The sequence below is a fragment of the Acinetobacter sp. ANC 4169 genome (assembly GCF_002135355.1).
GTDB lineage: Bacteria > Pseudomonadota > Gammaproteobacteria > Pseudomonadales > Moraxellaceae > Acinetobacter.
This window is the reverse complement of the sequence record NZ_NEGE01000001.1, coordinates 148,098-174,429: the sequence shown is the minus strand read 5'-3', so window position 1 is coordinate 174,429 and position 26,332 is coordinate 148,098. Positions and strand designations below refer to the sequence as shown.

The window sequence follows — 26,332 nt, the reverse complement described above, 5'->3', positions numbered from 1 at the left end:
ACTTATGGATACAAAAGTTTTATACGTAACTGCTATAGCAATTGCAGCTATAAGTGGTGGTTACTACTATTACAGTGGTAAGGGTAACAAGCTCGAGGTTGACTCAGCCAGAAGCATGACCTATTCCGCTGAAAAAATTAACCTGACTCAAACCGATGATAAAGGTAATTTGTATGTCCGTGCCCAGGTGGATCGTCTGGAACAGGACTTGCAAAAAGAAACTGCAAAACTGACCAACCTCAATGCCTCAATGTATAAGAACGGCGCAGTAGATGCGACTTTTTATGCCAAAGTTGCAAATAGTTATGATGATAATCAACGCGTGGTTTTGTCAGGCAATGTAGTGGCAACCAAGCTGATGCAACAAGGCCAAATGCAGTTTCGGACTCAAGAATTAACCGGATATCCTGAAAGCCGGGAAATTGAAACAGATAAACAGGTCATGGTGGAATCTCCGCAAGCTGAATTCGTGAGCCAAGGACTGAAAGCCAATTTAAATGACGGTCAATACGAATTTTTTAATATTCGAGGAAAATATGAACCAAAATCTTAAGCTTACATTTTCTAAAACCTTGCTTAAGCAAGCAGCTTTAGTCGGTTTGGTTGTATTCTCGTCGGCAGCGGCATTTGCTATTCCTTCTGACCGAAATCAGCCCATTTCATTGGTTGCTGACCGTGCCACCTATAATGAAAAAACAGGTGTGACCACTTATACCGGTAATGTCATCATTGAACAGGGCACCATGAAGTTGCAAGCCAATTCAATTGTGGCAAATCTGAACAGTCAAAAACAAATCAGTACTATTACCGCGAGTGGTGGTCCTGCACGTTTCCAGCAAAAAACCGATGTCAATAAAGGCATGGCCAAAGGTCAGGCACAAAAGATTTTATATAATGCCCAAACTGGCATTATTACTTTGTCTGGCAGTGCGTGGTTGCAGCAAGATGGGGCAAGTATTCGCGGTAATACCTTGAAATACAGTATGAATAAAGGTGATGTAGAAGCGACTGGTACACCAAACAATACCGGCTCTTCTTCAGGCCGTGTGCAAATTGTTATTCCGCCATCAAGCTCAAAATCTTTCCCGGGAGCACGTGATTAATGGATCAGTCACTCAACCAGCCCCAAACGCTCTGTATTAAGCACCTTGCAAAAAACTATAGTAAAAGATGGGTAGTCAAGGATGTGTCTTTCCAGATGCAGAGTGGGCAGATTGTAGGCTTGCTCGGTCCGAATGGTGCAGGTAAAACCACAAGTTTCTATATGGTGGTGGGTCTGGTCCGCATGGACAAAGGCGAGATTCATTTGGATGATCTTGATTTGTCAGATCTGGCCATGCATGAACGAGCCCGTAAAGGGATTGGCTATTTACCGCAAGAAGCTTCCATTTTTAGAAAACTGACGATTTCTGAAAACATTATGGCGATTCTTGAAACTCGTAAGGATTTGAACAAGCAGCAACGTCAGCAGCGTTTAAATGAATTGCTGGCTGATTTTAAAATCAGCCATATCAAAGATTCATTGGGCATGAGTGTGTCGGGTGGTGAGCGACGCCGTGCTGAAATTGCCCGAGCATTGGCTGCAGATCCTAAATTTATGCTACTGGATGAACCTTTTGCCGGGGTCGACCCAATCTCTGTCGGGGATATCAAGGATATTATTCGTAACCTGAAAGACCGTGGAATTGGTGTATTGATTACCGATCATAATGTACGTGAAACTTTAGCGATTTGTGAACATGCTTATATTGTCAGTGAAGGTGCTGTAATTGCAGAGGGTACACCGCAAGAAGTACTTGAAAATGATACTGTGCGTAAAGTCTATTTGGGTGAAGATTTTACAGTTTAGTTATATTTTTAAAAAAAAGGATGATTTTGTATTAAAAAAGTGACAAGATCATCCATATATTAAGTATTAAAATAGAAACGATAATTGCTTAATTATAACAGGCGCATTAGGGATTAAATGCGTTAAGTACTCATAAAAATAATTGTCACTCACATGATGCTAAAAAATCAAAATAACCTAGTTTGGTGCCAGAAAATTCTAGTAAGAAGCATACAGTGTCTGATCTGTACTTTGCCTTTACACATGAGCTATGCACAGGCAGACAGTTCACCAGAATTTTTGCAGTCAGTTAAGTCTGTAATTAGTCCAATTTTTATTCCTAAATCAGATGAAAACTACAATACGGTAAATATTGATGCCTTAAGTAACTTTAAGCTGGATACTTCTAAAGTTCAGGAGTTACCTGCAATCACAAGTTCTGAACGTAAGGATAATTTAGTTTCAAAGCAGTCAATCCATGCACCTGTTACCCAATTAAGTTTTAATGAAACCATTCTGCGGGCATTACGACGTAATCCTGAAATTTCTCAAGCCCTCTCAACGCTGGCTTCTCAGGGTTCGAATATTGATGTCGCTAAAGCGCAATACTATCCGCAACTTTCTGGAGGTATTGGAACGGGAGATCTCACCTCAGGAGAACGCGGACGTCAATTACTGAGTTTGACCGCTACACAAATGGTATATGACTTTGGCAAAGTCAAAAGCAGTGTAAATATTCAAGAGTCAAAACTGGCAACTGAACAAGCCAATGTATTGGTAAGCATTGATAATGTGGCTTTAGAAACCGCAAATGCAATCATCAATATCAAACGTTATCAAGAAATTACGGCGATTGCACAACAACAGATTAATGGTATTGCGCGTATTGCTGAAATTGCCAATCTTAGAGCAAAAGCAGGGATTAGCACTCAGGCAGATCCGGTGCAGGCGCAATCTAATTTGGAAGCAGCCGAGTCTAATTTAATTGTTCAGCAGAACCAGCTGAGACAGTATCAACAAAAATTAAGAACTTTATTGGGTTTTGATGTCTCGGCTCTAGACTGGAAAATTCCAGAGCGTTTAGTGCAACAGTCACATCTGTATGAAGAGCCTGAATTTAATAAAATCCCGCAGATGATGATGGCACAAGCCGAAGTGGAAAGTGCTAAATTCCAGAAACAGCAAGCCAAGCTGAGCAGCTATCCTACATTGAATCTGAAAGGTTCTTTGAGTCAGGCACTCAACGGGCGCAATCCCAACAATAATGAAGATGACGGTTTGTATGATTCCATCATGTTAGAAGTATCCAGTAACTTCTATCAGGGCGGAGCGGTGAAATCTCAGACACGTGCTGCAAGCTATGCCGAGGAAGCGGCAAAAGCTAAAGTAAATGCGGTGTATTTGAATGTTTTAGATGATGTCCGGTCATTACGCGAAGAAATTGAAAACAAGCAGCGTCAAATGGGCGTATTAATGGCGCGCAAAGCAACCACCATTCGCACCAAAGAGCTCTATCAGGAACAATATAAACTGGGCACACGTTCGGCAGTGGATTTGCTGAATGCTGAACAGGCCATTCACAGTGCAGCACAGGAAATTGAGAATGCCCGTTTTGATATTTATGTGGCAATTGTGCGATACATTGCAATAACTGGTCATTCACGTGATCTCTATGATCTTAATAATATTTCAATTCAGGGGTTTGAGATTCAGCCATGAATAATAAAAAGAATTATCAGCCTTGGCTTCAAGCGGTGCTCACAATTGCCAAGCATTACCGGATAGAACCTTCTGAAGAACGTATCCGTTTACAGCTTGACTGGAATTCCAACCAGAGTGTTGATGACATCATGTCCCTGATCAGCCGTCAGGTCGGCATGAGTTTGCGTAAATCCACATTCAGTACCGATTTAATCAATCCGTGGCGCCTACCTGTTGTGGTGGAGTTTCATGACGGGCAGGTCGGTGTGGTGGAAAAGGTCGATGCTGAGGGCAATGTCAATGTTCAACTCAGTGGTGATCAGGGGCTTGCTCAAATCCTAACGCTAGATGTACTGCAATCCAGTATTCGTCATGTTTATATTCTTCGACCAGAAAAATCGGTGCCTGATGCACGGGTAGATGAATACATTAAACCCTATGAAAGCAGCTGGTTCTGGTCGATTGTATTACGTGACTGGAAGCGTTATATCGATGTGATGTTTGCCTCGATGATTGCCAATATTCTCGCTTTGGCGACTGTTTTGTTTTCTATGAATGTCTATGACCGGGTCATTCCGGCACAGTCAATCCCCACTTTATGGGTATTGGCGGGCGGGGTGCTGATTGCTGCCATTTTTGAATTCAGTCTACGTGTTGCCCGAATTTATTTGTCGGATATTATTGGTAAACGTGCAGATTTAAAAATTTCAGACCGGGTTTTTGGTCATGCCTTAAGAATAAAAAATAGCGAACGCTCAAAATCCACTGGTAGTTTTATTTCACAGATTCGTGAACTTGAAGGCGTGCGTGAACTGGTCACCTCAACCACGATCTCGGCAATTGCCGATTTACCATTCTTCCTGTTGTTTTTGGGGATTTTCTGGCTGATTGGCGGCAACCTGTTTTGGGTGATGCTGCTGGTGGTTCCATTGATGATTCTGCCGGGCATTTTGGCGCAAAAACCTTTGGCGAAACTGGCCAGTGAGGGCATGCGTGAAGGTGCAATCCGTAATGCGATGCTGGTTGAAGCTGTGCAAGGCATTGAAGATATAAAGCTATTACGTGCTGAGGCAAGATTTCAGAACCAGTGGAATCATACCAATGAAACCTCTGCAGACATATCCATGCGTCAACGTAAAATTGTTGGGGTTATGAATGCCTGGACGCAAAAAATTCAAGGTTTGACCTTTGCGATTGTCGTGCTGGTAGGGTGTTTTGCCGTGATGAAAGGCGACATGACCACCGGTGCTTTAGTAGCATGCTCAATGTTGTCATCGCGTATGCTGGGGCCGATTGCTCAGATTACCGGGGTGCTTGGTCGCTGGCAGCAAGCCAAGGTGGCGAAAAAAGGACTGGATGAATTAATGAAAAAAGCAGTCGATCAGCCGGATCGTGCTCATTTAATTCACCGCCCGGTACTCAATGGCCATTATGAATTAACCGGTGTGACTTTTAAATATGGCGAAGATGATCCAAAACCAAGTCTGATGATTCCTAAACTGGAAATCAAACCCGGTGAAAAGATCGCCATTCTGGGGCGTAATGGAGCAGGTAAATCGACATTGCTGCAATTATTTTCCGGTATGCAAACACCTGTACAAGGCAAAATTAAACTTGATGGTGTTGAGCTGGGTTTAATCGACCCCTCAGATGTACGTCGTGATATGGCCTTGCTGAATCAGAATGCACATTTATTTTTTGGTACTGTGCGGGAAAACCTGACATTGGGTGCGCCTTTAGCCAGTGATGAACAAATTTTAAATGCCCTAAAAATTACCGGAGCCCTGCATTTTGTTCAGGAAAAAAAGGAAGGCTTGGATCATATTATTCTTGAAGGTGGTGTAGGTTTCTCAGGCGGGCAGAAACAGGCACTGTTACTGACACGTTTGTTGATTCGCCAGCCGAATATTTTGTTGCTGGATGAACCTACCGCTGCAATTGATGATGTATCTGAAAAACAGCTGATTGATCATCTGAAATTATGGCTCGGTCAACGTACCATGATTGTTGCGACGCATCGTCGTGCAGTGCTGGAATTGGTGGATCGGATTATTGTGGTGAATGATGGCAAGATTGTGATGGATGGACCTCGTGATCAGATTTTGAATCAGAATCAGCCACAACAACGACAAGTTGCAGGAGCTAAATCATGAGCGATAAATCACTGAATCTAAAAAGTGGCATGAAAGTGACTGAACTTGAACCGCCTTTACCTAAAGCCAGTGTGTTTATCTGGATGATCTGTATAGGTTTGCTCGCCTTATTGGCATGGGCATGGTTTTTTAAGCTTGAAGAAGTTTCAACCGGTACAGGCAAGGTGGTGCCATCTTCAAAAGAACAGACCATTCAATCGCTTGAGGGCGGAATCTTAACCAAGTTACACGTCCGTGAAGGTGAAATTGTGAAGCAGGGCCAGGTTTTAGCCCAGCTCGATCCAACCCGTCTGGAATCCAATGTGGGCGAATCCGCTTCCTTGCTGATGTCTTCACGTGCAACTTCAGCACGTTTAAGAGCAGAAGTGAATGGCACACCACTTAGATTTCCTGAAGAAGTGCTCAAGGATGCCAAACTGGTTAAAGAGGAAACAGCCCTTTATCATTCGCGCCGTGCCAATCTGGATGAATCCTTATCCGGTTTGCGGCAGGCTTTAAGTCTGATTGAACAGGAACTGAGCATGACTGAACCCTTAGTTGCCAAGGGTGCTGCAAGTGATGTGGAAGTGTTACGCTTAAAACGTGAAGCCAATAACCTGCGCAATCAGATGAATGATATTCGCAATCAGTATTATGTGAAGGCACGTGAAGAACTGTCTAAAACCAATACTGACGTGGAAACACAGCAACAGGTGGTCAAAGGCAAGTCTGATAGCTTAAGTCGAACCATATTCAAAGCACCTATGCGCGGTGTGGTTAAGGAAATTGATGTCATGACCATTGGTGGCGTCATTCCGCAAAATGGCAAGCTCATGACCATTGTTCCTCTGGATGAACAGTTATTGATTGAAGCCCGAATTTCACCACGGGATATTGCGTTTATTCATCCGGGTCAGGAGGCTTTGGTCAAAATTACTGCCTATGACTATTCTATTTATGGTGGTCTAAAGGGTAAGGTAACTGTCATTTCACCAGATACCATTCGCGATGAAGTGAAGCAGGATCAGTTCTATTATCGGGTTTATATTCGCACAGATACCGATAAACTGACCAATAAATCAGGCCAGCAATTCAGTATTACCCCGGGTATGGTGGCAACGGTAGACATTAAAACCGGTGAAAAGTCTGTAGTGGATTACCTGATTAAGCCATTCAATAAAGCTCAAGAAGCTTTACGTGAACGCTAATTAAAATTTACAGGTTAAAATTTGCAGACCGACTTAAAAAAGCCTCCTTCTTATAGGAGGTTTTTTTGTATCTGCAAGCCGCTGAAAACAGGCTATACTGCCGCTGTATTGTTATTTATTCTAGATTTATGCCATTTACCATTGCCTCGTCCATTACTTTTGAAGAATACATTAAAAAAAGTCGCTTTCAGGCGATTGCTGCACCAGTAGAAAATGAACAGGATGTAAAAAACTTTTTGGAGCTGCATAAAGATATCACTACGACACATCAGTGCTGGGCATGGAAAATCGGCCACAATGTCCGTTTTAATGATGATGGCGAGCCATCAGGTACAGCAGGCAGGCCGATTCTTGCCACGATTGAAGGCAATGAATTAACCAATATCATCGTTTTGGTCAACCGCTGGTATGGTGGCATTAAATTGGGTACAGGTGGTCTGGCGCGTGCCTATGGTGGCTGTGCCGGGCAGTGCTTGTTACTGACGGAAAAAATTGAGCTGATTGAAAAGAAAAAAATCAGTTTTGCCTGTCAGTTCAATGAATGGGCCATCTTTCAATATGAGCTGAACCAGCAACACATCGAATTTCAGGAACAATATACTGCCACAGGTGTACAGGTCGAAGCCCTGTTACAAGTCCATCAAATCCAGCCTTTGGCACTGAAAATTCAGGATGTAAGCCGTGGCCGTGAACAACTCAAAATTGTAGAAGAACCTGAACATGACTGAGCAAGACCCACTGTTAAAATATCGCGAGCAGCATAAGCATCGTTTGAATTATATGCCCTGGCTATATTGGTCCTTAAAACCGAAAAATCGCGGTTGGGCGGAGGAATGGCAAAAAGAATATCAGGCTTATTTAATGGAAATGGAGACCGTTGAAATTGGTGAAAACTGTTTTATTTCACCACTGGCCCATATTTTTGCCGAGCCGGGCCGGAAAATAACGATTGGAGACAATTCCTTTATTGCCGCAGACTGTACCTTGCATGGACCTTTAGAGATTGGCAATGAAGTGGCCATAAACCATCACTGTATTCTGGATGGTGGCAGAGCAGGGATTAAGCTGCATGATCAGGTTCGTATGGCCGCATATTGCCATCTATATGCCTTTGACCATGGTATGGAACTGGCACAGCCCATTTACCAGCAACCGGTACGTTCACAAGGCATCGAAGTGGGGCGGGATGTCTGGTTAGGTGCGCATGTTGGGGTTAAAGATGGTGTAAAGATCGATGCACATGCCATTGTGGGCATGAATAGCATGGTCGCCAAAAATGTTGAAAAGGCAACTATTGTTGCGGGCAATCCTGCAATATTTATTCGTGATCGGGATTAAAAAATTTCAATAAAATTAAGATGAATCAGCGAGTAAGTTTAATTACATAAAAGCATGCACAGTGACAAAGAGATATGCTAAGTTAAAAATAACAATTAGATTTACAGCCTGTATGGGCGAAAAGCGAGGCGAAAATGAAACGTGTAATCGCTTGTATTGACTCTTCTCCATGCGTAAATGCAGTTGCCGAAGCTGCGGCATGGGTTGCGAAGCAGACACAACGTGAATTGGTATTATTACAGGTTTTAGACTATTACCCAGCCAGTTATCATTTGGGTGAAATCAGTGGGGTGATCGGTTTTGAAAGTAATGCAATGTTACTGAAAGAACTGGCAGAACTTGAACAAAAACAAAGTGAACTGGCACTGGATTACAGTAATAATCTTTTAAATCATATTTCTGAAATGATTCAGCAAAAATATCAGATTAGTGCCTCGCATCTACAAGAAAAAGGCGATTTTTTAGAACAAAGTTTCCAGGTACTTAAAGAAGACGATATTGCCATTATTGGCCGCGTCGGGGAGCGCTCTGCGGAGCGAAACAAGCCGATCGGCAGTAATGTCGAAAATTTTATTCGTGGTGCAAAATGTACAATCATGACTGTTGGAGAACAGTTTAAGCCACCAACCCGATTTATTTTTGCCTATGAATATTCACCGACCTGTGTCAATTTGATGAAACGTGTAGCGCAAAGTGATTTATTAAAATTATTGCAATGCCATCTGCTATATGTCGGTGATCATCCGGAAATCCTGAATGAGCCTTCACAGTATTTACGTGATGCTGGCCTTGATGTGGTGACTGAATACCGTTATGGTGATGTTTCGGAAAATATACTTGAATACCAAAGCGAACATGGTATACAACTGATATTACTCGGTGCATTTAGTCACAGTAAAATTCGCCAATTCTTTTTGGGCAGCGTGGCAACCAGTATATTCCGAAATTCAAGCGTACCATTATTGGTGGTGAAATAAGTTTATTAATACTTTACAAATACGCTTAATAATTGGCCATAGTTATCCGCATAACTTGTGGATAACTATATGGACAGTATTTATAAATATCTAATAAATAAATAAAAAAACAAAAAGATTGTTTTTTAACCTTTGTGTCATATTATTTCACTATGGCAATAGCAAAGCCATCATGTCCTTTGCTTCCAACTGTTTGTAATGCGGTACAGGACAGAATTCGGGGATGGTCTTGCATAGCAGAAAACATATCACGAATACCTTCAATACTTGGTTTGTGATTGTCGGGGTTAATGATATCACCAGCGCGAATTACATTATCCAGTACAATAATGGTCCCTGAATGTGACAGGTTTAAGCTAAGTTCCAAATACTCAGGATAACTCTGTTTGTCGGCATCAATAAACACAAAGTCAAAAGGTTCAAAATCGTTAGGTAATGCCTTTAATACATCTGCGGCACGGCCAACTTTAAGCTCAATGGTCTGTGGAAGTTTTGCATGATCAATATTTTCTTGTCCCAAGGCTGCATGGGTATCACGGCCTTCAATGGTCAGGATATAACCATTCTCAGGCAGGGCACGTGCAAGCCACATGGTACTGTAGGCAGCAAAGGTCCCCAGTTCTAGCACACGCTTGCACTTGTTCATTTGAATAAGCATTTGCAGCAGCATGCCTTGATTGGGTGCGACGGCAAGGTGATCTGGAAAACCTTTATCTTCGGTGTTTTTTAATGTCTGTTGCAGAATCGGGTCTTCTGGAATTAAATGTGAATCGATGTAAGCATCAATCTCTGTCCACATTTGTTGCATAGTTTTGTCACCTTTGTTGCGATGCATGCATTTTAAACCTTTCCATTCAGAGTGCAATTTATCGTTTTGATTTATTGAAAATAGGGCAATAAAAAAGAGATCAGCAAGATCTCTTTTTGTATCACTAGATTATTTTAAAAATTACACATAGAGCTGTGACGTGACAGGTCAGGCCCCCAGGTACGGTAACCTTGGGTATCAATATGGATTTGACCGGAAGCATATAGCCCAAGTCCCATATTCAGGCTTTGTCCATGCTGTGCCCAGAACTGGCATAATTTAAATTTGGTATTTTCAATAAAAGCATAATCTTGAGCTTGCGGAATTTCAGGCCCAATACGGAAATCGATGGCCGAATTAAACAAGTGGCGTGACGAATTTGCGCCACCCGCACATTGGTTCAGGGGTAAATCACGATAAACCGAGGTCACTTCAAAGTCGGTAAGCACTTTAGCCGCAACCAGGTATTTGAATACACGTAAAGTGGAAATCTGGTTATTCCACAATTCACGATTAGGAATCATGTATTGAGCCCGACCACATTTTTGCCAGTCACGAGCAGAACGCATTAATTCAAAACTGGGGATAATATTACCTACACCATTACGTTCCAGAAAACTTTCATATTCACGCACGCGATGCAAATTATCACCCAGCGCTACCCATGAATTATAAACATAAGGTACTGTTTTAGGTGGAATTGGGCGTTCAAGAATAATGCGTTCCTGGGGAATGAAGATCCGTTTTCCATCGGGTATTTGCCCTTGTTTCTGAGGAGATGTGGTACATCCAATCATGACAAGTGGGACCAGGCTCAAGCCCAGTAAGCCCTTTAAAACATGCTTCATTATAGAAATCAGATATTTATAAATACGGGGCTATTTTAATCTAATTTGAAGGATAAAATTTGAAAATATTGCAATCAAATGTATTTTTTCAGTATAAAAAAAGATCAGCATACGCTGATCTTTTTTGAAGTGGAATAACAGTATTATTTTTCCAAGTATTGTAACTTGTCAGTTTTACCGTTCCATTCTTCACGGTCAGCAGGCTGATCGCCAATTTGAGTAATGTTTGGCCATTTTTGTGAAAGATCAGCATTAAGTTCAATAAAGACTTCTTGGCCTTCTGGCAACTCATCTTCCGAGAAAATAGCATTTGCCGGACATTCTGGTTCACATAATGCGCAGTCAATACATTCATCTGGATTAATTACGAGGAAATTTGGACCTTCGTAGAAACAATCTACCGGACAAACTTCGACGCAGTCTTGGTATTTACATTTAATACAATTTTCAGTGACAACAAAGGTCATGGCGACAGCTACCTAAAAAATTTGGTTCTAATTACTCTTGCTGTATTTTAGGCAAAAATGCTGCTAAGTAACAATTGCTTTTATTGATATTTGTTATATATAGCGCTGTTAATTTTGATAAAAATTGCATATTTCATTAAATATTTGTAGTAAATGAAAAAGACTTCTATTTAGAAGTCTTTTTTGGTGCAGATTTTGATTAGCTTTCTAATGCATCTTTTAATGCATAAATCTGTTGCAAGGCTTCCCGAGGAGAAAGGCTGTCTACATCTAGCGATCTTAACAGATTCAGTGCAGGTACATCTTTTTCAATTTCCACTACACGTTCAATGATTTCAATAGCAGGTTCATCAACCACACTAAATAAATCATTTTGTACGGCTTTATTGAGTTGCTGATGTTGCTGCTTTTCCAAAATCTTCAACCGGTTTTGCGCCTCTTTAATCACGCTGGCTGGAATACCGGCCAGTTTGGCCACCTGCAAGCCATGACTTTGACTGGCAGGACCATGCTGAACCTTGTGCAGCAAAATTAAATTACCGTTCAGTTCTTTGGCCGTGACATGGTAGTTATCAATGCCTGACTCTTTACCCAGTTCGGTGAGTTCAAAATAATGGGTGGCAAATAAGCACAGGCATTTAATGCGCTTGCTCAGGTCAATCACACAGGCCCAAGCCAAAGATAGACCATCGTAAGTACTGGTACCGCGTCCGACTTCATCCATCAACACCAAGGACTGGTTGGTGGCATGATGTAGAATCTGTGAAGTTTCGGTCATTTCCACCATAAAGGTCGATTTGCCGGTAGATAAGTCATCTGCTGAACCAATACGAGTAAAGACGCGATCAATTGGGCCTAATACTGCCGATTTGGCCGGTACGTAAGCACCACAGTAGGCGAGTAGACTGATCAATGCGGTTTGGCGCATAAAGGTCGATTTACCGCCCATATTCGGCCCGGTCACAATGGCCATACGGTGGTTGTAATCTAAAGTGGTGTCATTCGGAGTAAAGGCTGTCTTGCTTAAGGCTTCAACCACAGGATGTCGGCCGGCAACAATTTTGACCCCAATTTCAGGGCTGTATTCTGGACGTGACCAGTTACGCAAACGGGCCTGATGGGCAAAATTGGCCACTAGGTCAATCTGTGCAATCGCGCTGCTCATCATTTGTAAATTGCCGATGTCTTGACGTAATTCATCCAGCAGCATTTCAAACAGCATTTTTTCACGCGTCAGGGCACGTGATTCGCTCGACAGCACTTTATCTTCAAAAGATTTTAGTTCTGGGGTGATATAGCGTTCAGTATTTTTTAAAGTCTGGCGACGGATATAATGATCCGGTGCCTGCTCCGCCTGAGCACGGGTCAGCTCTATATAGTAGCCACTGACACGGTTATAGCCAATTTTCAGGGTTGAAATGCCGGTGTTGGTACGTTCTTGAGTTTCCAGATCAATCAGGAACTGTCCGGCATGATCACGGATTTTGCGCAGCTCATCCAGTTCGGTATCGAAACCTTCTGCAATGACATTACCATCACGCAATAAAACCGGCGGATTTTCAACAATGGCAGACATCAGGCGTTGATGCAGACCATGAAAATCACCGAGTTCATCCGTCAGTTGTTGAATAAGAGTAGAGTGTTTGGCCTGAGTCATCGGCTGAATTGCATGGCGTAGTAGGGGAATCTGGGCACAGGCTTGACGTAGCTGTACCAGATCACGTGGACGTGCACTGCCCAAAGCCACCCGACTCAATACACGCTCAATATCACTAATTTCTTTCAGGACCAGACGAACAGGAGACTCATGATAGCCATTCAGCATGGCGGCAATGGCATCCAGACGGGCATCCAGTATTTTGGTGTCGCGTAAAGGCTGCATCAGGGTACGGCTGAGCAGACGGCCACCCATTGCGGTCTGGCAGTCATTAATGAGCTGGAATAAAGAGGTGCCATGCTCAAACAATGGTTCTACCAGTTCCAGATTACGGCGTGTGACCGGATCTAAAGCAATAAAGTCACTGCTTTGTTCCAGTTGAATGGAACGGATATGTGGCAGTGCAGTCTTCTGGGTTTCTTTAGCATAATGAATCAATGCTGCTGCCGCGGCTTTGGCAAGCGGTAAATGATCAATACCAAAACCGGAAAGGGTAGCTACCGCAAACTGGTCACATAAGGTTTTTTGTGCATTGTTCAGGTTGAAATCGACATTAGGACGGCGGGTCACAGGGCAGTCGAGCTGCTTTTTAATTTGCTCGATAATATTGGGGTCAACAATATCTTCATCGACCACAATTTCACTTGGCATTAAGCGTGAAAGCTCAATCGCCAGCTGCTCGTGCTGGAACTCCTGTTGCTGGACTTTGAAAATACCCGCACTTAAATCCAGCAGTGCAATGCCAATCTGGCCTTGCTGTAGGCACAGTGCAACCAGATTGGAAGATTGATAACTGTTCAACAGTGCATCATCGGTCAGGGTGCCCGGAGTGATGATACGGACTACACCGCGTTCCATAGGTGCCTTTCCGCGAGTGCCTGCGCTCTCGCCCTCACCCAGCTGTTCACAAATGACTACGGTTTCGCCTTTTTTGACCAGACGGGCCAAATAGCCTTCGGCTGCATGATAGGGAACGCCTGCCATGGGAATTGGATCACCATTGGCCTTGCCACGATGCGTTAAGGTAATCCCCAATAATTTGGCTGCTTTGTGGGCATCGTCAAAAAACAGTTCATAGAAGTCACCCATGCGATAAAACATCAGTGAATGTGGATGCTGCATTTTGACGCTCATGTACTGCTGCATCATAGGCGTTAAATTGGAAAAATCAGCCATGATTTCCGGGTAACTCATTGAGGTAAAATCCTTAAATATTTGAATACATTTAAATCGTTAAAACTTGGCTGTCTCACCAATTTCAAATTTATGCATAAATCTCTGCCAGTTAAATCCTAGACTTTGGCACTGCTATTGTTGTCATTTTCAAGCCAACCCGATCTAGAAAAAAACTGAGTCTCATCTGCCCAGACATCTTATCAAATTTGCATGAATTGCGAAAAATGCTTTGCAGTAAATGGGTAAAAAATAGAAAAACAGCAGCTCTGCTGTGATGCAAAAGCAAAGTGGGAATGTTTTAGCGTGAAGCAAAGATGGGTTGTAACGATTCAATCTGCTCATTCTGAGCCGATTGACCGGCAAAGTTCACTTTTCATGACTTTGCCGGTCGATCTTTTATTGAGGTTTCAATGGACATTAAGGTTGATGCAGGCCCAATTGGGTCAGATGCAGGCGTAATATTCGACGCAGTTCTAAAACCGCTTCTGGCGTTTCCTGAATCGAATGTCCACCCTTGATGATTTTTTCCGAAGCAGCACCATCTAAATGCGCGCTTCTATAGGGCACCACATCATCAGTAATGATATTGGGATCATCGCTTGTCGTCGCATTGCCGATAATGGAGTGGAACACCAGGCCTTTACGGGGTTGAATATCTTTGGTGAGTTCCATAAATTTCGATTGATGACTTAAATCACTGGGGCCGTTTTGGATCAGACCATGATCAATCTGCTGCAACAAGTCTTTAAAATCCAGATCCTGACTTTGTATGCTATCGCTAATTGCAGAGAGAAATGCGCCAGGAATGCGGATGATTTTACGCGCTGCCCTGGTAAACCAGCGATCGGCGTAATCGGTTCCTTTGTGGGGGCTTGCGAGGAAAATGGCGCGAGAGAAATTAGGAATATCTTTCATCACCAAACGCTGTGAAACAATAGGTAATTTTTGATATTTATTTAATTGCCGATTATTCATCATCGATAATGCTTTTTTGGTGGTATCGGCATCACTGACCAAAAGACGGGCAATAATGCCACCCATACTATGCCCTACCAATACAGCGTCTTTTTTGGCTGTAGCTTTGGCATCGACCTGGGCAAAGGCTTGAGTGAGCAGGGCATAAATCTGAAAGCGGCTTTCAATAATCGGCATATTGGTAGAATAAAACACCTGCCAGACCTGGAAGTTTTCCCGCAGTACCGTATCCCCCATAATATCGTTGGTCAGACGAATCCAGGCTTCCGGGCTGCTGGCCAGACCATGCACCAGTACAATCACTTTTTTATTCGGGTTATACGGTTCAAGCATGTATAAATGCGGCATGGTGAGATGTTCATCGCGATCGATCAGGGTCAAATATGCTGCTTTGCCCAGATTGTTTTGCGCCAGCCATAAACCATAGGGGGTAGAGAAGTTGGCAGCCAGCGGGTAGTTTTTGCCGCCTACATTGACCTGTTCATATTTATAAGGGTCAAAGGCTTTAAGTTCAAACTCTGCATTATTTAAAATATCTTTGACATTGGTTGCCGATTTAGGCTGTGCAGTCAGTGTAGCTGCCAAATAGCGCGCTTGATGAATATTTGGATTAATGCCATTTTTGTAACTAAAATTTATCGGGTCGATAATATAGGGATGTTTAGATTCACCGATATCCTCTTTGACTTGCGGTAAAACTAAAACAAATTCAGAGCCAAAACCATCGCGCCGGTTAATGGAGCGTAAGCCTGAAAAATTCAGATTATAACTGGAAAGCAATTGTTCAATTTTTTGATCTTTTAATTGTGGGTAATAATCGAAGTTAATACTGTAAATGCTTTTACCGACTTTAATTTGCGGTTCTACAGTCGTGGGTTTGTAGCGTAAGCCATAAGCTGAAACCAGTTTGGCCAAGGCCAAATTATAAAAGTCACGAATCTGGACCTGCCGGTTATCAAAAATACGGCCTTGGGGTTCGCGTTTGGTTTTAAACATATAGGCATAGCTATAGCGAATGCTTCGATCCAGCATATACAGTTGCTGGTCCAAACATTGCTCATAGGTGTCTTGCTGCAGTTTTTGTTTTTCTTCAGAACGGGTGCTGCTTAATATGCCGACTTTGCAATCGGTTGATTTTTCGAACGTTAAGGCTTTGGCTAAATAGATTTCACTTGCTGTAGAGAGCAGTTGTTCATCTTGAATTTGCGGAATTTGTTGCAGTTCCTGAATACACTGGTCGGGCTGGTCGGAACAAATTTTAGCTTCACGACCGGTCATAGACAGTACATTTAAGCTGGCTTCACTCAATTTATTGCGGGTTAAAATGCTGTCACGTTCATTGGCAATCGAGACATTGATGGCCTGGTTTTTAACACTGACAATTTGACAACCTGTAAGCAGGTAACTACTCAGCAGCGAAGCAAATAAAACTTTATATATTTGTTTTGGCATAAAGATTGTCAACTAAGTATTGTTTGAATTTTTCCTTATCATACGATAATTCTTCTAATTTTCAATTCATGCACATAAAAAATAGGCCGTACTGAACGGCCTATTTGAAATGCTCATTTAAGCGTTAAAAATTATGGGGCTTTAGCTGGATTCAGCACTTGCCATACATTCCAGCGACCTTGCTTCTCAATTTCAGTGATTAAACGGTCAGCCACTTCAGCTTCCTGCGGATATTTCACTTTGTAATTTTTCAGCACCTGAATCGCATTTTTCTTTTGTTCCATGGCAATGTAGTTATTTGCCGCACACAGATAAGCTTCCTGCACACCCGCTTTCATGGCTTTATCTAAATAAGGAATGGCTTCACGTTGACCACCACCTTCAGATAAACCAAAACCAAACCAGAAGTTTGCTTCGGCGTCATCGGTGTTGATTCTTAAAATACGCTGTGCATAGGTTAAAGATTTGGTGGTATAGACTGAACCCAAGTCCAGGTTACGGGCCATCACGCTGGCTTTAAATGCACGAATCAACACATCAAAAGAGGCATTGTCTTTAGAAGCCAAGGTATCCAGCTGCTGAGTCACTTGTTTGAGTTTGGCTTCAAAGCCTTTACGCTCCTGACGCTCAGTGAAACGAGGCGGGTAATGGCGTGCCTTGCCTTCGACCAACTGCAAGAAGTCATCAATTTCAGTCACATCAAATTCATTATCACCGGCAATAACCGCATATTTTACATTACGTTGATTGCTGTTTACTGTTGGAATGATCAGCTTGTTGACATCAAGGGTTACTTTTTTCGACGGATCACTTGGTGAGTTCACTTCCATTTTTGTTACAGGCTGTGCAGCAGCTTTTTGTAATGCAATTTCAAATGGAGGAGGCGCATCATAGTTAAATGGATTCAATGCATAGAACGGAGCGGTCAATTCAGGTTCAGTGAAAACAATAGGGGAATTCGAATTTTTATCTTTTGTTGGTGTCGAGCTACACGCCGAAAGTAAAGAAACAGCAATTAAGGTACATGCCAAAGGCTTAAGAGTCATATAGATCATCCATTCATTTAATTTTAAATTGGTCATTCGGTATGTTCCTCAGTCTAAAAAAATGCTCAGGAACATACAAGTAAGCGCTTGTTAAGATTCAGATCAGCTGGTTAAGCTTTAGATTGACTGCTTTGTGCTTCACATTCGCGGCGCACATCTTCAATGATTTTAAGTTCTTCAACACTGAAGGGCTGTTCATTTTGCTGCTGCTTTTTAAAAGTCGGATCAAGCAAAGATAAACGCTGGCATAAAGTATTCATGCGTTTTTCATTCAGTTGGATACGATCCAATAAAATACGCATGCCATCCAGAATCGGGTCGGACTGATCCGGTGTTGCTGCATAAGGCTGGAAACCAATACTTTCTGCATAATCACGACGACGCGCTTCTTCTGCATCTTTAGGCTGGTCTTTGGTAATAAAACGTGCTGGATTGCCTACGGCTGTGGTATTGGGGGGAACTGCCTTGGTCACTACGGCATTGGAACCGACTTTGGCATTTTTACCGACGGTAAATGGGCCAAGGATTTTTGCTCCAGCACCTACGACTACGCCATCTTCCAAAGTCGGATGGCGCTTGCCTTTATTCCATGTGGTGCCACCAAGCGTTACGCCGTGATACAGGGTGACATCATCACCAATTTCGGCAGTTTCACCAATGACTACACCCATGCCATGATCGATAAAAAAGCGGCGGCCAATTTTCGCACCCGGGTGAATTTCAATGCCTGTGGCAAAGCGGCTAAAAGAAGACAGCAGGCGAGCCGAGCCTTTACACTCTTTTTGCCAAAGTTCATGAGCAACACGGTGCATAATCAGTGCGTGTATGCCAGGATAAGTGGTAAGAACTTCTAAAGTGTTTCGAGCTGCAGGATCGCGCGCGAATACAGCTTGTATATCTTCTTTGAGCTGCTTAAGCATTAGATTGATCCTCTGAAGAATCGGTTGTTTTGTTTGTAGATTTTTTCCATGTACCGTTATTTAACGCCTGTACACGGCTGAATATGCCACGAAGTAAATGATATTCCATACGATCTAATTGTATACGTCCAAATAATCGGCGCAAGCGTAAAGGCAATAATCGTGGGTTTTTCGGGTCCAAAAATTCAATTTCGGCCAGCATTTTTTCAATATGCGGGTAAAACTGTTCCATTTGCGCATGGGTGACCAGGGGTTCGTCCCATTGCATGTCGATACTGTCAGTCACGTGCATAGTTGCTTTAGGATCTTCCTTCTGCTCAGTCAACGCCATCGCTGCCATACGCATTTCATAGCAAATCACTTGAATGGCTTGCGCAACATTGAGTACGCCGTAATCACTGTTCACTGGAATGGTGACGTGATAATTGGCCATTGCCAGTTCTTCATTGGTCAAGCCGCGGTCTTCACGGCCAAAAATCACCGCAATTTCCTGTTTGTCTTGTACCACTGCCTGCAATGATTTTTCCGCAGCAGGTCGGGCATCCAGTAAAGGCCAGGGAATGGTACGGCTACGCGCACTGGTTCCAAAGACCAGATGGCAATCTTTAATCGCTTCTTCTAAAGTCGGTACAATTTCAATCTGTTCAATCAGATCTGCTGCACCTGCGGCCAAGGCATCAATATCCGGATGCGGATAGGTTTTAGGTTCAACCAGTACCAGCTTGGATAGGCCCATGGTTTTCATTGCACGTAATGCGCTACCAATATTGGCGGGTAAGGTAGTATTGACCATGACAATACGCACATGGGAGAGATGTGCGGAAACCACAGCATTGTCAACTTGACTCATAATGTGTCCGATTTGAATTTAAAGATTTAAAAATTAAGAATATTGACTGGCTTCAGCCTGATACATGTCCATCGCATCATCCATGCTCACATTGGCTGGAGGCGGCGGGACATTGGCAGGCTTGGCCTGCTCGTAACTGACGGCTTTCGCTGCTTTGGATTTAACCTGATATTCAATGTGAATCACGTCTTTGCCAAAATAGTCACGCAATTTCGCTAGCAGTTCATCCAAAGGCGCCACATTCCAGTTCAAGCCTAAATGGATGTCTGCTGAAGCATAAGCATAATCAATCTGTAATTGCATCGGGATATGATTACACATGTCGACATTGCAGAATGGCGTTAAAATCTTGCGTAAATCCTGACTTAGTGAAGCAGTAAGATGTTCCGGGTTCAGCTTGATCTGAATGCTGTTGGCACGTTTTTGACGGATTTCATTCAGGCTAAAGGCTTTGGTCAAGCGTCCCATAGGACGGTCAAAACCTTCGCGCTCATAAATTTCGCCTTCAATCACTACTACTTTTTCATTTTGAATAATGTCTTTAAAACGCTGGAACCGTTCATGGTTGGCTGACACTTCAATCCGTGCCGTACCATCATCCAGAGTCACCATCATGCGGTTCGGGAAGTTGGCAATATCCACCACCAGACCGGCAAATACGGTGGTCACGCCACGACGGGTCGGGGTGAGTTCATTAATGCGGACCGGAATAAAAGATTTGAGTTCCGGACGATACACATCAATCGGGTGGCCAGTTAAATACAGGCCTAAAGTATCTTTTTCACCTTTGAGGCGGACTTCATCAGACCACGGTTTCACCGGTTTTGATGGTTTGCGTTGAACTTCTTCAACTTCACCAAACAGGTCCATAATACCGGTTTCACGGTTCGAGCGTGCCTGTTCAGCTGCTTGTACCGCTTCAGGGAGCTGTGCCATTAAATCTGCACGTTCAATCCCCAAACAATCCATAGCACCTGCACGAATCAGCGCTTCGAGGGTGCGTTTATTGATTTTCTTTAAATCGACCCGGTGGCAGAAGTCAAATAAGTCTTTATATGGGCCGTCACTGACACGCGATTCAATGACCGACTGCATTGCCGCTTCACCCACGCCTTTGATCGCACCCAAACCATAGACAATGGTTTTTTCGCTACTGGCATGGAATTGATAGATCGACATGTTCACCGAAGGTGGAAGCACTTCCAGATTGTTATGACGACAGTCATCAATCAGGAACACCACGTTGTCGGTATTCTGCATTTCTGAAGTCATGACCGCTGCCATAAATTCAGCCGGATAATGCGCTTTTAACCAGGCGGTTTGATAGGCAACCAGGGCATAGGCCGCGGCATGTGATTTGTTAAAACCATAGCCGGCGAATTTTTCCATATAGTCGAAGATATGGTTGGCAGTCGCTTCGTCAATATCTTTTTCAGCAGCACCCTTAATAAAGATTTGGCGTTGTTTGACCATTTCTTCAGGTTTTTTCTTACCCATGGCACGGCGCAGTAAATCCGCACCGCCGAGGCTATAACCCGCACAGAACTGCGCAGCCTGCATAACCTGTTCCTGATACACCATAATGCCGTAAGTTGGCTCTAGTACACCTTCTAACAGTGGATGTAAATATTCAAACTCACCGCCATGCATACGATGGATAAAGTCAGGAATAAGATCCATTGGACCCGGTCGGTACAAGGATACGAACGCGATAATTTCTTCAAACTTACTTGGGCGCGCTTCCTTGAGCATTTTTTTCATGCCCACGGATTCAAACTGGAATACCGCAGTGGTATTAGCAGATGCGAAAATATCATAAGCCGCTTTATCATCCAGCGGAATATAAGAAATATTCACCGGATCTTTGATATCAGCACGTGCATTGATGTGCTGAATCGCATCTTCAATTACGGTCAGGTTACGCAGGCCCAAGAAGTCGAATTTGACCAGACCGGCCGATTCAACGTCGTCTTTATCGAACTGTGCTACACGTCCTGTACCATCGGCATCACACATGACTGCTGAATAGTCGGTCAGCTTAGTTGGTGCAATAACCACACCACCGGCATGTTTACCGGTATTACGGGTAATGCCTTCAAGTTTCAGGGCCATTTCCCAAATTTCAGCGGCATCATCGTTGTCAGGATTGGATGGATTGGTGACAATATCTTTCAGTTGTGGCTCGGCTTCTATCGATTCTTCCAGACTCAAACCTAATGGCTTGGTTGGAATCATTTTAGAAATACGGTCAGCCAAACCATAGGATTTACCCAGGACACGTGCAACGTCACGGATTGCACCTTTAGCAGCCATGGTACCGAAGGTTGCAATTTGCGATACCGCATCGTGACCATAAGTACGAGCCACATATTCGATCACACGGTCACGACCGGCAATACAGAAATCGACGTCAAAGTCGGGCATCGACACACGTTCCGGGTTCAAGAAACGTTCGAACAGCAGGTCATAACGCAGGGGATCAAGATCGGTAATCTTTAAGCTATAGGCCACCAGTGAACCTGCACCCGAACCACGACCCGGACCCACAGGTACGCCGTTACCTTTTGACCATTGAATGAAGTCCATCACGATCAGGAAGTAACCTGGGAAACCCATGTCGAGAATAATCTTCACTTCAAAGGCTAAACGTTCGTCATAGGGTTTACGAATTTCTGGCCAGTCTTCATCGCGCTTTTCAGGTGGATAAAGAAAGTTAAGTCGTTCTTCCAGACCTTCTTCGGACAAATGGGCAAAATAGGTATCAATGGTATGGCCTTCCGGAATCGGGTAATCCGGCAAGTCATTAAAGCCTAAGCGTAAAGTCACATTACAACGCTTGGCAATGTGGTAGGTATTTTCAATGGCTGTCGGAATATCTGAAAATAGTTCAGTCATTTCCACAGCGGTTTTAAAGTACTGTTCAGGGCTATAGGTTTTAGGACGGCGGTTATCCCCTAATACATAACCATCAGCAATACAGACCCGTGCTTCGTGGGCTTCAAAATCATCACGTGTAACAAAGTGCACATCATTATGTGCAACCACGCCAATATTGTATTTTTTTGCAAGTTTGACGGCTTCTTCGATAAAGGCATCTTCATCAGGGCGGTTGGTGCGAGTCAAAGCCAAATAAACCCGATTGCCAAATTTTTCAATCCATTCCTGAAGAAGGGGTTCAGCCTTATCTGGATTTGATGTGATCAGCATTTTGCCGACATCAGATTGCATGCCCAATAGCACAATCAGGTCTTGATGCTGATCTAAAATCCAGTCTTTTTGCACACAAGGAATATCGAGTTGCTGACCTGAAATAAAACCTTCAGAAACCAGTTCGGTCAGACTGCGCCAGCCTTTATTGGTCATGGACAACAATGTCACGCGATGTTCAGCATCATTCAGGCGGATTTCTGAACCTAAAATGGGTTTAATGCCTTTATCGAGACATTTTTTATAAAATTTTACTGCGGCATGCAGATTGGATAAATCTGTTAATGCGAGGGCAGGCATCTCTTCATTTGCTGCAGCTTTGACTAAGTCAGGTATACGTACGATCGATTCTGTAATTGAAAATTCTGTATGAATACCAAGATGAACAAAGTGCATAAATGAGTCCCTGCAAAAACCACTGGATAGTTTAGCACGGGATTTATTGTTTCAGTTTGAAATTGTGGGGAAATGGCTAACTTTTAGGTCAAGTTTGGATTTGATTTTTTGAACTGATCATTTGGGTATAAGTTGGGAGATATGGTCTTTTACTTTTGAAAGATCAAAAGTAACAAAAATCTTTTGTTGGCTTGATGATAGATCCCTATATCACAAGCCAACGGGCGACATCCATGTCGCCATTCTGTATAGCTAATGACGAGATGGATTCTATAGGAAGCTTTCTAGAAAAATCCGTAAATTTCAAATCTTTTATTTATTAGCTAAAATAAAACCCTCCGAAGAGGGCTTAAGTTTATTTTTATCTTAATCGTGACAGCCATTCACCAAAGGTTTGTACAAATTGCACCAGCAATAACAGTACAATCACGGTCAAAATCACCACACTGGTATCAAAACGCTGATAACCATAGGAAATGGCAAGGTCACCAATACCACCGGCACCGACCGCACCCGCCATTGCAGTGGCACCAATCAGGCTGATGGTGGCAGTGGTCAGGTTTAAAATCAGTGAACTGCGTGCTTCAGGCAAAATAAACTTGAAAATAATTTGCAGTGGCGAAGCACCCATGGCTTGTGCCGATTCGATAATGCCTTCATTCACTTCAAGCAATGAAGTTTCAATCAATCGGCCCATATAAGGACCAATATAAATGGTCAGCGGCACAATTGCTGCCCATGTACCAATCGATGTCCCCACCAGCAATTTGGTCAGTGGAATAAAGGCAATCAGCAGGATAATAAAGGGCAAGGAACGCAGCGCATTTACAACCGGGTTTAAGCCATGATAAATCACCCGGTTTGGCAGAATGCCTGCCGGACGGGTCACCAATAAAATGATGGCCTGGATAAAGCCCCAGATACAACCAAACAGCATGGCAAAAAACACCATATGAAAGGTTTCTTGCAATGCTGTCACAAATTGATCAATCGACAGCGAACTTTTCCAGTAAGGCGCCGTGATTTCTGTCAGCCATTGAACAATTAAATCTCTCATGTGCTGACTCCAGATTGCTCAACCTTGACACCATTTTGCTGGAAAAACGCAACAGTCTGTTCAATTACAGCAGGTTCACCTAGAAGCTGGACAAACATTTGTCCAATCACTGAACCGTTAATTTCAGTCATATTGGCAAACAATATATTCAAGCTGATATCAAACTGTTTAATGGCTGCTTGTACCACGGTTTCTTGCGCAGAAGTACCCAAAAATTGCAGGCTATAAATGCTGTTGTGATTTTTGTTTTCCAGGCTATTTAAAATGTTCACCGGTAACTGTTGTTGCAATACGGTTTGAATAAAATTCCTGGTGGTAGGATGTTGTGGCTGACTGAAAATTTCCAGCGTCGAACCCGTTTCGATCACCTGACCTTGTTCCATTACCGCGACATAATCACAAACAGATTCAATCACGTCCATTTCATGGGTCACCATGACAATGGTAATGCCTTGTTCTTTATTAATCTTTTTAAGCAAATCTAAAACAGACTTGGTAGTTTGCGGATCCAGTGCCGAAGTCGCTTCATCGCAGAGTAAAATTTTAGGATGATTGGCGAGGGCACGGGCAATACCGACACGCTGTTTTTGACCGCCAGACAGTTCATCCGGATAAGCATCTTTTTTATGCTTAAGATCAATAAACTCGAGCAATTCTGCCAAACGCTTTTCACGATCGGCTTTGCTCCAGCCCAACAATTTCATTGGCATTTCGATATTGGCTGCTACAGTTTTGCTCTGCAACAAATTAAAATGCTGAAAGATCATACCAATGTTGGCACGTTCCTGACGTAATGAACGTGCATCTAATGCGGTAAAATCTTTTTGATTAATGATGACTTGACCATCATTTGGTCGTTCGAGCAAATTAATCAGGCGGATTAAGGTACTTTTACCCGCACCACTATAGCCAATAATGCCAAAAATACTGCCATCTGGAATCTGTAAATTAATTTGATCCAGGGCGCGAATTGTTTGACCTTTAAGCTGATAGTGTTTTGAAATATTTTTAAATTCAATCATATGGTCAAAAACTATCTATAAAAGAAAAACAGGCAAAGAAACTTTGCCTGTTTAGATGAACCAATTATATTACTATTTTGCTTCAGTGAGATAGCTAATCGGTTTATTTACGTCAACTTTAGTACCACCAAATTTTTCCTGAACATATTTGTTTACTGCTTCTGTGTGGTAAAGCGCACCCACTTTTTTCAGTACAGGGTCATTTTGACGATCTGCTGCAACAGCAAGAATGTTGACATTCATCTTGGTGCTTTGGTCTACTGGCTCATAATAAATAGAGTCTTTCAGTACATTTAAGCCACCTTCCATTGCCAGGGTATTACCCAAGACAATTGCATCTACTTCGTCTTTAACACGTACAGCAGTTGCCATTTGAATCGGTTTGATCACAATTTTTTTATTGTTTTCAACGATATCGGAAGGTGTACCTTTCACATTGTCAAAATTAGGTTTTAATTTTACCAAACCGGCAGATTGAAGTAACAATAATGCACGTGATTCATTGGCACCATCGTTAGGAATGGCAATGGTTGCGCCGGTCTTGAATTCATCCAGTTTCTTCACTTTACTTGAGTAAATACCCATTGGTTCCAGGTAAGTGGTAGAAAGCGGAGCAATCTTGTCTTTATTGGATTCGTTGAAAGCAACCAGGTAGGCATAAGACTGAAATGCGTTTACATCAATTTCTTTATTGGCTACAGCTGTGTTCATAGACACATAATCGGTGAAGTTTTTCACTTCAAGTTTAATGCCTGCAGCTTTTGTTTCTGGAAGTGTCGCAATGTAACGCCAGATTTCAGCATCCGAACCTGTAGAGGCCATGGTTACTGTTTGAACTTCGGCAGAATCTTTATTTTGAGCTGCGTCATTTGCAGGTGCTTCTTGTTTACCACAGCCAGACAAGCCAACTGAAAGACCTAAAACAAGACCAAGGAGCTTTTTCATGTATATGTCCTAGTAAATTTAATTTGGCGATAAATTTACGAATATGTCATTGGAGAGATTAAATCAAGCTTGAATCAGATAAACTGATTGATGCAGATGACTTTAAAATGACCTGAAATTCAATGCAATCAGATATCATTTGCATAACCTAATCAATGCAAAGCCGTGAATAGCAAGTCGCTGTATTCTAAGCAGCTTTAATCTTTCAGGTTATCTTTAAATTTGCATAATCATAGCAATTTTTTGTTATGCATAATAGTGATTATAAATCTTATACTTAGCTTGATTTTTCATAACAAAGATTAAGGTTTTAATAAATTAA

Annotated in this window: 21 protein-coding genes; 9 read left to right on the top strand and 12 right to left on the bottom strand. The window is 42.7% G+C overall.

Annotated features, from left to right (window positions below):
• Positions 1-4: 4 nt before the first annotated feature.
• From lptC to B9T26_RS00825, 9 genes are all read left to right on the top strand, one after another.
• Complete coding sequence (gene lptC / locus B9T26_RS00865; protein WP_086197931.1) at positions 5-553, top strand: LPS export ABC transporter periplasmic protein LptC; 549 nt, start codon at positions 5-7, stop codon at positions 551-553.
• Entirely contained in the window at positions 537-1,103 is a 567-nt protein-coding gene (gene lptA / locus B9T26_RS00860) for a lipopolysaccharide transport periplasmic protein LptA (protein ID WP_086197930.1), read from the top strand. Before lptC ends, lptA begins: the two co-directional genes overlap by 17 nt.
• Positions 1,103-1,849 carry an LPS export ABC transporter ATP-binding protein gene (gene lptB, locus B9T26_RS00855; protein ID WP_086197929.1) on the top strand — a complete coding sequence of 249 codons (747 nt, stop codon included), beginning with the start codon at positions 1,103-1,105 and terminating at the stop codon, positions 1,847-1,849. Before lptA ends, lptB begins: the two co-directional genes overlap by 1 nt.
• Positions 1,850-2,092: 243 nt before the next feature.
• Positions 2,093-3,547, top strand: coding sequence for a TolC family outer membrane protein (locus B9T26_RS00850; RefSeq protein WP_227518750.1), 1,455 nt, complete (start codon positions 2,093-2,095; stop codon positions 3,545-3,547).
• Positions 3,544-5,682, top strand: a complete 2,139-nt coding sequence (locus B9T26_RS00845; RefSeq protein ID WP_086197927.1) for a type I secretion system permease/ATPase — start codon at positions 3,544-3,546, stop codon at positions 5,680-5,682. Before B9T26_RS00850 ends, B9T26_RS00845 begins: the two co-directional genes overlap by 4 nt.
• Positions 5,679-6,869 (top strand): HlyD family type I secretion periplasmic adaptor subunit, encoded by a 1,191-nt coding sequence (locus B9T26_RS00840; protein WP_086197926.1) that lies wholly within the window; start codon positions 5,679-5,681, stop codon positions 6,867-6,869. Before B9T26_RS00845 ends, B9T26_RS00840 begins: the two co-directional genes overlap by 4 nt.
• Positions 6,870-6,997: 128 nt before the next feature.
• Positions 6,998-7,597, top strand: coding sequence for an IMPACT family protein (locus B9T26_RS00835; protein ID WP_086197925.1), 600 nt, complete (start codon positions 6,998-7,000; stop codon positions 7,595-7,597).
• Complete coding sequence (locus tag B9T26_RS00830) at positions 7,590-8,207, top strand: acyltransferase (RefSeq protein WP_086197924.1); 618 nt, start codon at positions 7,590-7,592, stop codon at positions 8,205-8,207. Before B9T26_RS00835 ends, B9T26_RS00830 begins: the two co-directional genes overlap by 8 nt.
• A gap of 134 nt (positions 8,208-8,341) precedes the next feature.
• Complete coding sequence (locus B9T26_RS00825) at positions 8,342-9,184, top strand: universal stress protein (protein ID WP_086197923.1); 843 nt, start codon at positions 8,342-8,344, stop codon at positions 9,182-9,184.
• 142 nt (positions 9,185-9,326) lie between these two features.
• Here the strand turns inward: B9T26_RS00825 and B9T26_RS00820 are convergent, their stop codons facing one another.
• The 12 genes from B9T26_RS00820 to B9T26_RS00765 all read right to left on the bottom strand — a co-directional run bounded on the left by B9T26_RS00820 (position 9,327) and on the right by B9T26_RS00765 (position 26,010).
• Entirely contained in the window at positions 9,327-9,992 is a 666-nt protein-coding gene (locus B9T26_RS00820) for an O-methyltransferase (RefSeq protein WP_086198035.1), read from the bottom strand.
• Positions 9,993-10,126: 134 nt separating this feature from the next.
• Complete coding sequence (locus B9T26_RS00815; protein WP_086197922.1) at positions 10,127-10,840, bottom strand: D-Ala-D-Ala carboxypeptidase family metallohydrolase; 714 nt, start codon at positions 10,838-10,840, stop codon at positions 10,127-10,129.
• 143 nt (positions 10,841-10,983) lie between these two features.
• Positions 10,984-11,307 (bottom strand): ferredoxin FdxA, encoded by a 324-nt coding sequence (fdxA, locus tag B9T26_RS00810; RefSeq protein WP_086197921.1) that lies wholly within the window; start codon positions 11,305-11,307, stop codon positions 10,984-10,986.
• A 199-nt stretch (positions 11,308-11,506) separates the two neighbouring features.
• Positions 11,507-14,158, bottom strand: coding sequence for a DNA mismatch repair protein MutS (gene mutS / locus B9T26_RS00805; RefSeq protein ID WP_086197920.1), 2,652 nt, complete (start codon positions 14,156-14,158; stop codon positions 11,507-11,509).
• A gap of 399 nt (positions 14,159-14,557) precedes the next feature.
• Positions 14,558-16,567 (bottom strand): lipase family alpha/beta hydrolase, encoded by a 2,010-nt coding sequence (locus B9T26_RS00800; protein WP_086197919.1) that lies wholly within the window; start codon positions 16,565-16,567, stop codon positions 14,558-14,560.
• A 131-nt stretch (positions 16,568-16,698) separates the two neighbouring features.
• On the bottom strand, positions 16,699-17,613 hold the full coding sequence (locus tag B9T26_RS00795) for an ABUW_2363 family tetratricopeptide repeat lipoprotein (protein WP_086198034.1): 915 nt from the start codon (positions 17,611-17,613) through the stop codon (positions 16,699-16,701).
• Between the two features lie 110 nt (positions 17,614-17,723).
• The gene (cysE, locus tag B9T26_RS00790; RefSeq protein WP_086197918.1) at positions 17,724-18,533 is read right to left on the bottom strand and encodes a serine O-acetyltransferase; all 810 of its coding nucleotides are present in this window, start codon (positions 18,531-18,533) and stop codon (positions 17,724-17,726) included.
• On the bottom strand, positions 18,526-19,383 hold the full coding sequence (locus B9T26_RS00785) for an RNA methyltransferase (RefSeq protein ID WP_086197917.1): 858 nt from the start codon (positions 19,381-19,383) through the stop codon (positions 18,526-18,528). The genes cysE and B9T26_RS00785 overlap by 8 nt, the downstream gene beginning before the upstream one ends.
• A 33-nt stretch (positions 19,384-19,416) precedes the next feature.
• Entirely contained in the window at positions 19,417-22,986 is a 3,570-nt protein-coding gene (gene dnaE, locus B9T26_RS00780) for a DNA polymerase III subunit alpha (protein ID WP_086197916.1), read from the bottom strand.
• A gap of 361 nt (positions 22,987-23,347) precedes the next feature.
• Positions 23,348-24,043, bottom strand: a complete 696-nt coding sequence (locus B9T26_RS00775) for a methionine ABC transporter permease (RefSeq protein ID WP_086197915.1) — start codon at positions 24,041-24,043, stop codon at positions 23,348-23,350.
• A complete protein-coding gene (locus B9T26_RS00770; protein ID WP_086197914.1) occupies positions 24,040-25,065 on the bottom strand; it encodes a methionine ABC transporter ATP-binding protein in 1,026 nt (341 codons plus the stop codon). The genes B9T26_RS00775 and B9T26_RS00770 overlap by 4 nt, the downstream gene beginning before the upstream one ends.
• A 72-nt stretch (positions 25,066-25,137) precedes the next feature.
• A complete protein-coding gene (locus B9T26_RS00765; RefSeq protein WP_086197913.1) occupies positions 25,138-26,010 on the bottom strand; it encodes a MetQ/NlpA family ABC transporter substrate-binding protein in 873 nt (290 codons plus the stop codon).
• Between the last annotated feature and the right edge of the window lie 322 nt (positions 26,011-26,332).

Bases quoted from the DNA above. Each gene is read 5' to 3' on its own strand.
- lptC (WP_086197931.1), top strand. From the start codon at position 5: ATGGATACAAAAGTTTTATACGTAACTGCTATAGCAATTGCAGCTATA.
- lptA (WP_086197930.1), top strand. From the start codon at position 537: ATGAACCAAAATCTTAAGCTTACATTTTCTAAAACCTTGCTTAAGCAA.
- lptB (WP_086197929.1), top strand. From the start codon at position 1,103: ATGGATCAGTCACTCAACCAGCCCCAAACGCTCTGTATTAAGCACCTT.
- B9T26_RS00850 (WP_227518750.1), top strand. From the start codon at position 2,093: ATGAGCTATGCACAGGCAGACAGTTCACCAGAATTTTTGCAGTCAGTT.
- B9T26_RS00845 (WP_086197927.1), top strand. From the start codon at position 3,544: ATGAATAATAAAAAGAATTATCAGCCTTGGCTTCAAGCGGTGCTCACA.
- B9T26_RS00840 (WP_086197926.1), top strand. From the start codon at position 5,679: ATGAGCGATAAATCACTGAATCTAAAAAGTGGCATGAAAGTGACTGAA.
- B9T26_RS00835 (WP_086197925.1), top strand. From the start codon at position 6,998: ATGCCATTTACCATTGCCTCGTCCATTACTTTTGAAGAATACATTAAA.
- B9T26_RS00830 (WP_086197924.1), top strand. From the start codon at position 7,590: ATGACTGAGCAAGACCCACTGTTAAAATATCGCGAGCAGCATAAGCAT.
- B9T26_RS00825 (WP_086197923.1), top strand. From the start codon at position 8,342: ATGAAACGTGTAATCGCTTGTATTGACTCTTCTCCATGCGTAAATGCA.
- B9T26_RS00820 (WP_086198035.1), bottom strand. From the start codon at position 9,992: ATGCAACAAATGTGGACAGAGATTGATGCTTACATCGATTCACATTTA.
- B9T26_RS00815 (WP_086197922.1), bottom strand. From the start codon at position 10,840: ATGAAGCATGTTTTAAAGGGCTTACTGGGCTTGAGCCTGGTCCCACTT.
- fdxA (WP_086197921.1), bottom strand. From the start codon at position 11,307: ATGACCTTTGTTGTCACTGAAAATTGTATTAAATGTAAATACCAAGAC.
- mutS (WP_086197920.1), bottom strand. From the start codon at position 14,158: ATGAGTTACCCGGAAATCATGGCTGATTTTTCCAATTTAACGCCTATG.
- B9T26_RS00800 (WP_086197919.1), bottom strand. From the start codon at position 16,567: ATGCCAAAACAAATATATAAAGTTTTATTTGCTTCGCTGCTGAGTAGT.
- B9T26_RS00795 (WP_086198034.1), bottom strand. From the start codon at position 17,613: ATGACTCTTAAGCCTTTGGCATGTACCTTAATTGCTGTTTCTTTACTT.
- cysE (WP_086197918.1), bottom strand. From the start codon at position 18,533: ATGCTTAAGCAGCTCAAAGAAGATATACAAGCTGTATTCGCGCGCGAT.
- B9T26_RS00785 (WP_086197917.1), bottom strand. From the start codon at position 19,383: ATGAGTCAAGTTGACAATGCTGTGGTTTCCGCACATCTCTCCCATGTG.
- dnaE (WP_086197916.1), bottom strand. From the start codon at position 22,986: ATGCACTTTGTTCATCTTGGTATTCATACAGAATTTTCAATTACAGAA.
- B9T26_RS00775 (WP_086197915.1), bottom strand. From the start codon at position 24,043: ATGAGAGATTTAATTGTTCAATGGCTGACAGAAATCACGGCGCCTTAC.
- B9T26_RS00770 (WP_086197914.1), bottom strand. From the start codon at position 25,065: ATGATTGAATTTAAAAATATTTCAAAACACTATCAGCTTAAAGGTCAA.
- B9T26_RS00765 (WP_086197913.1), bottom strand. From the start codon at position 26,010: ATGAAAAAGCTCCTTGGTCTTGTTTTAGGTCTTTCAGTTGGCTTGTCT.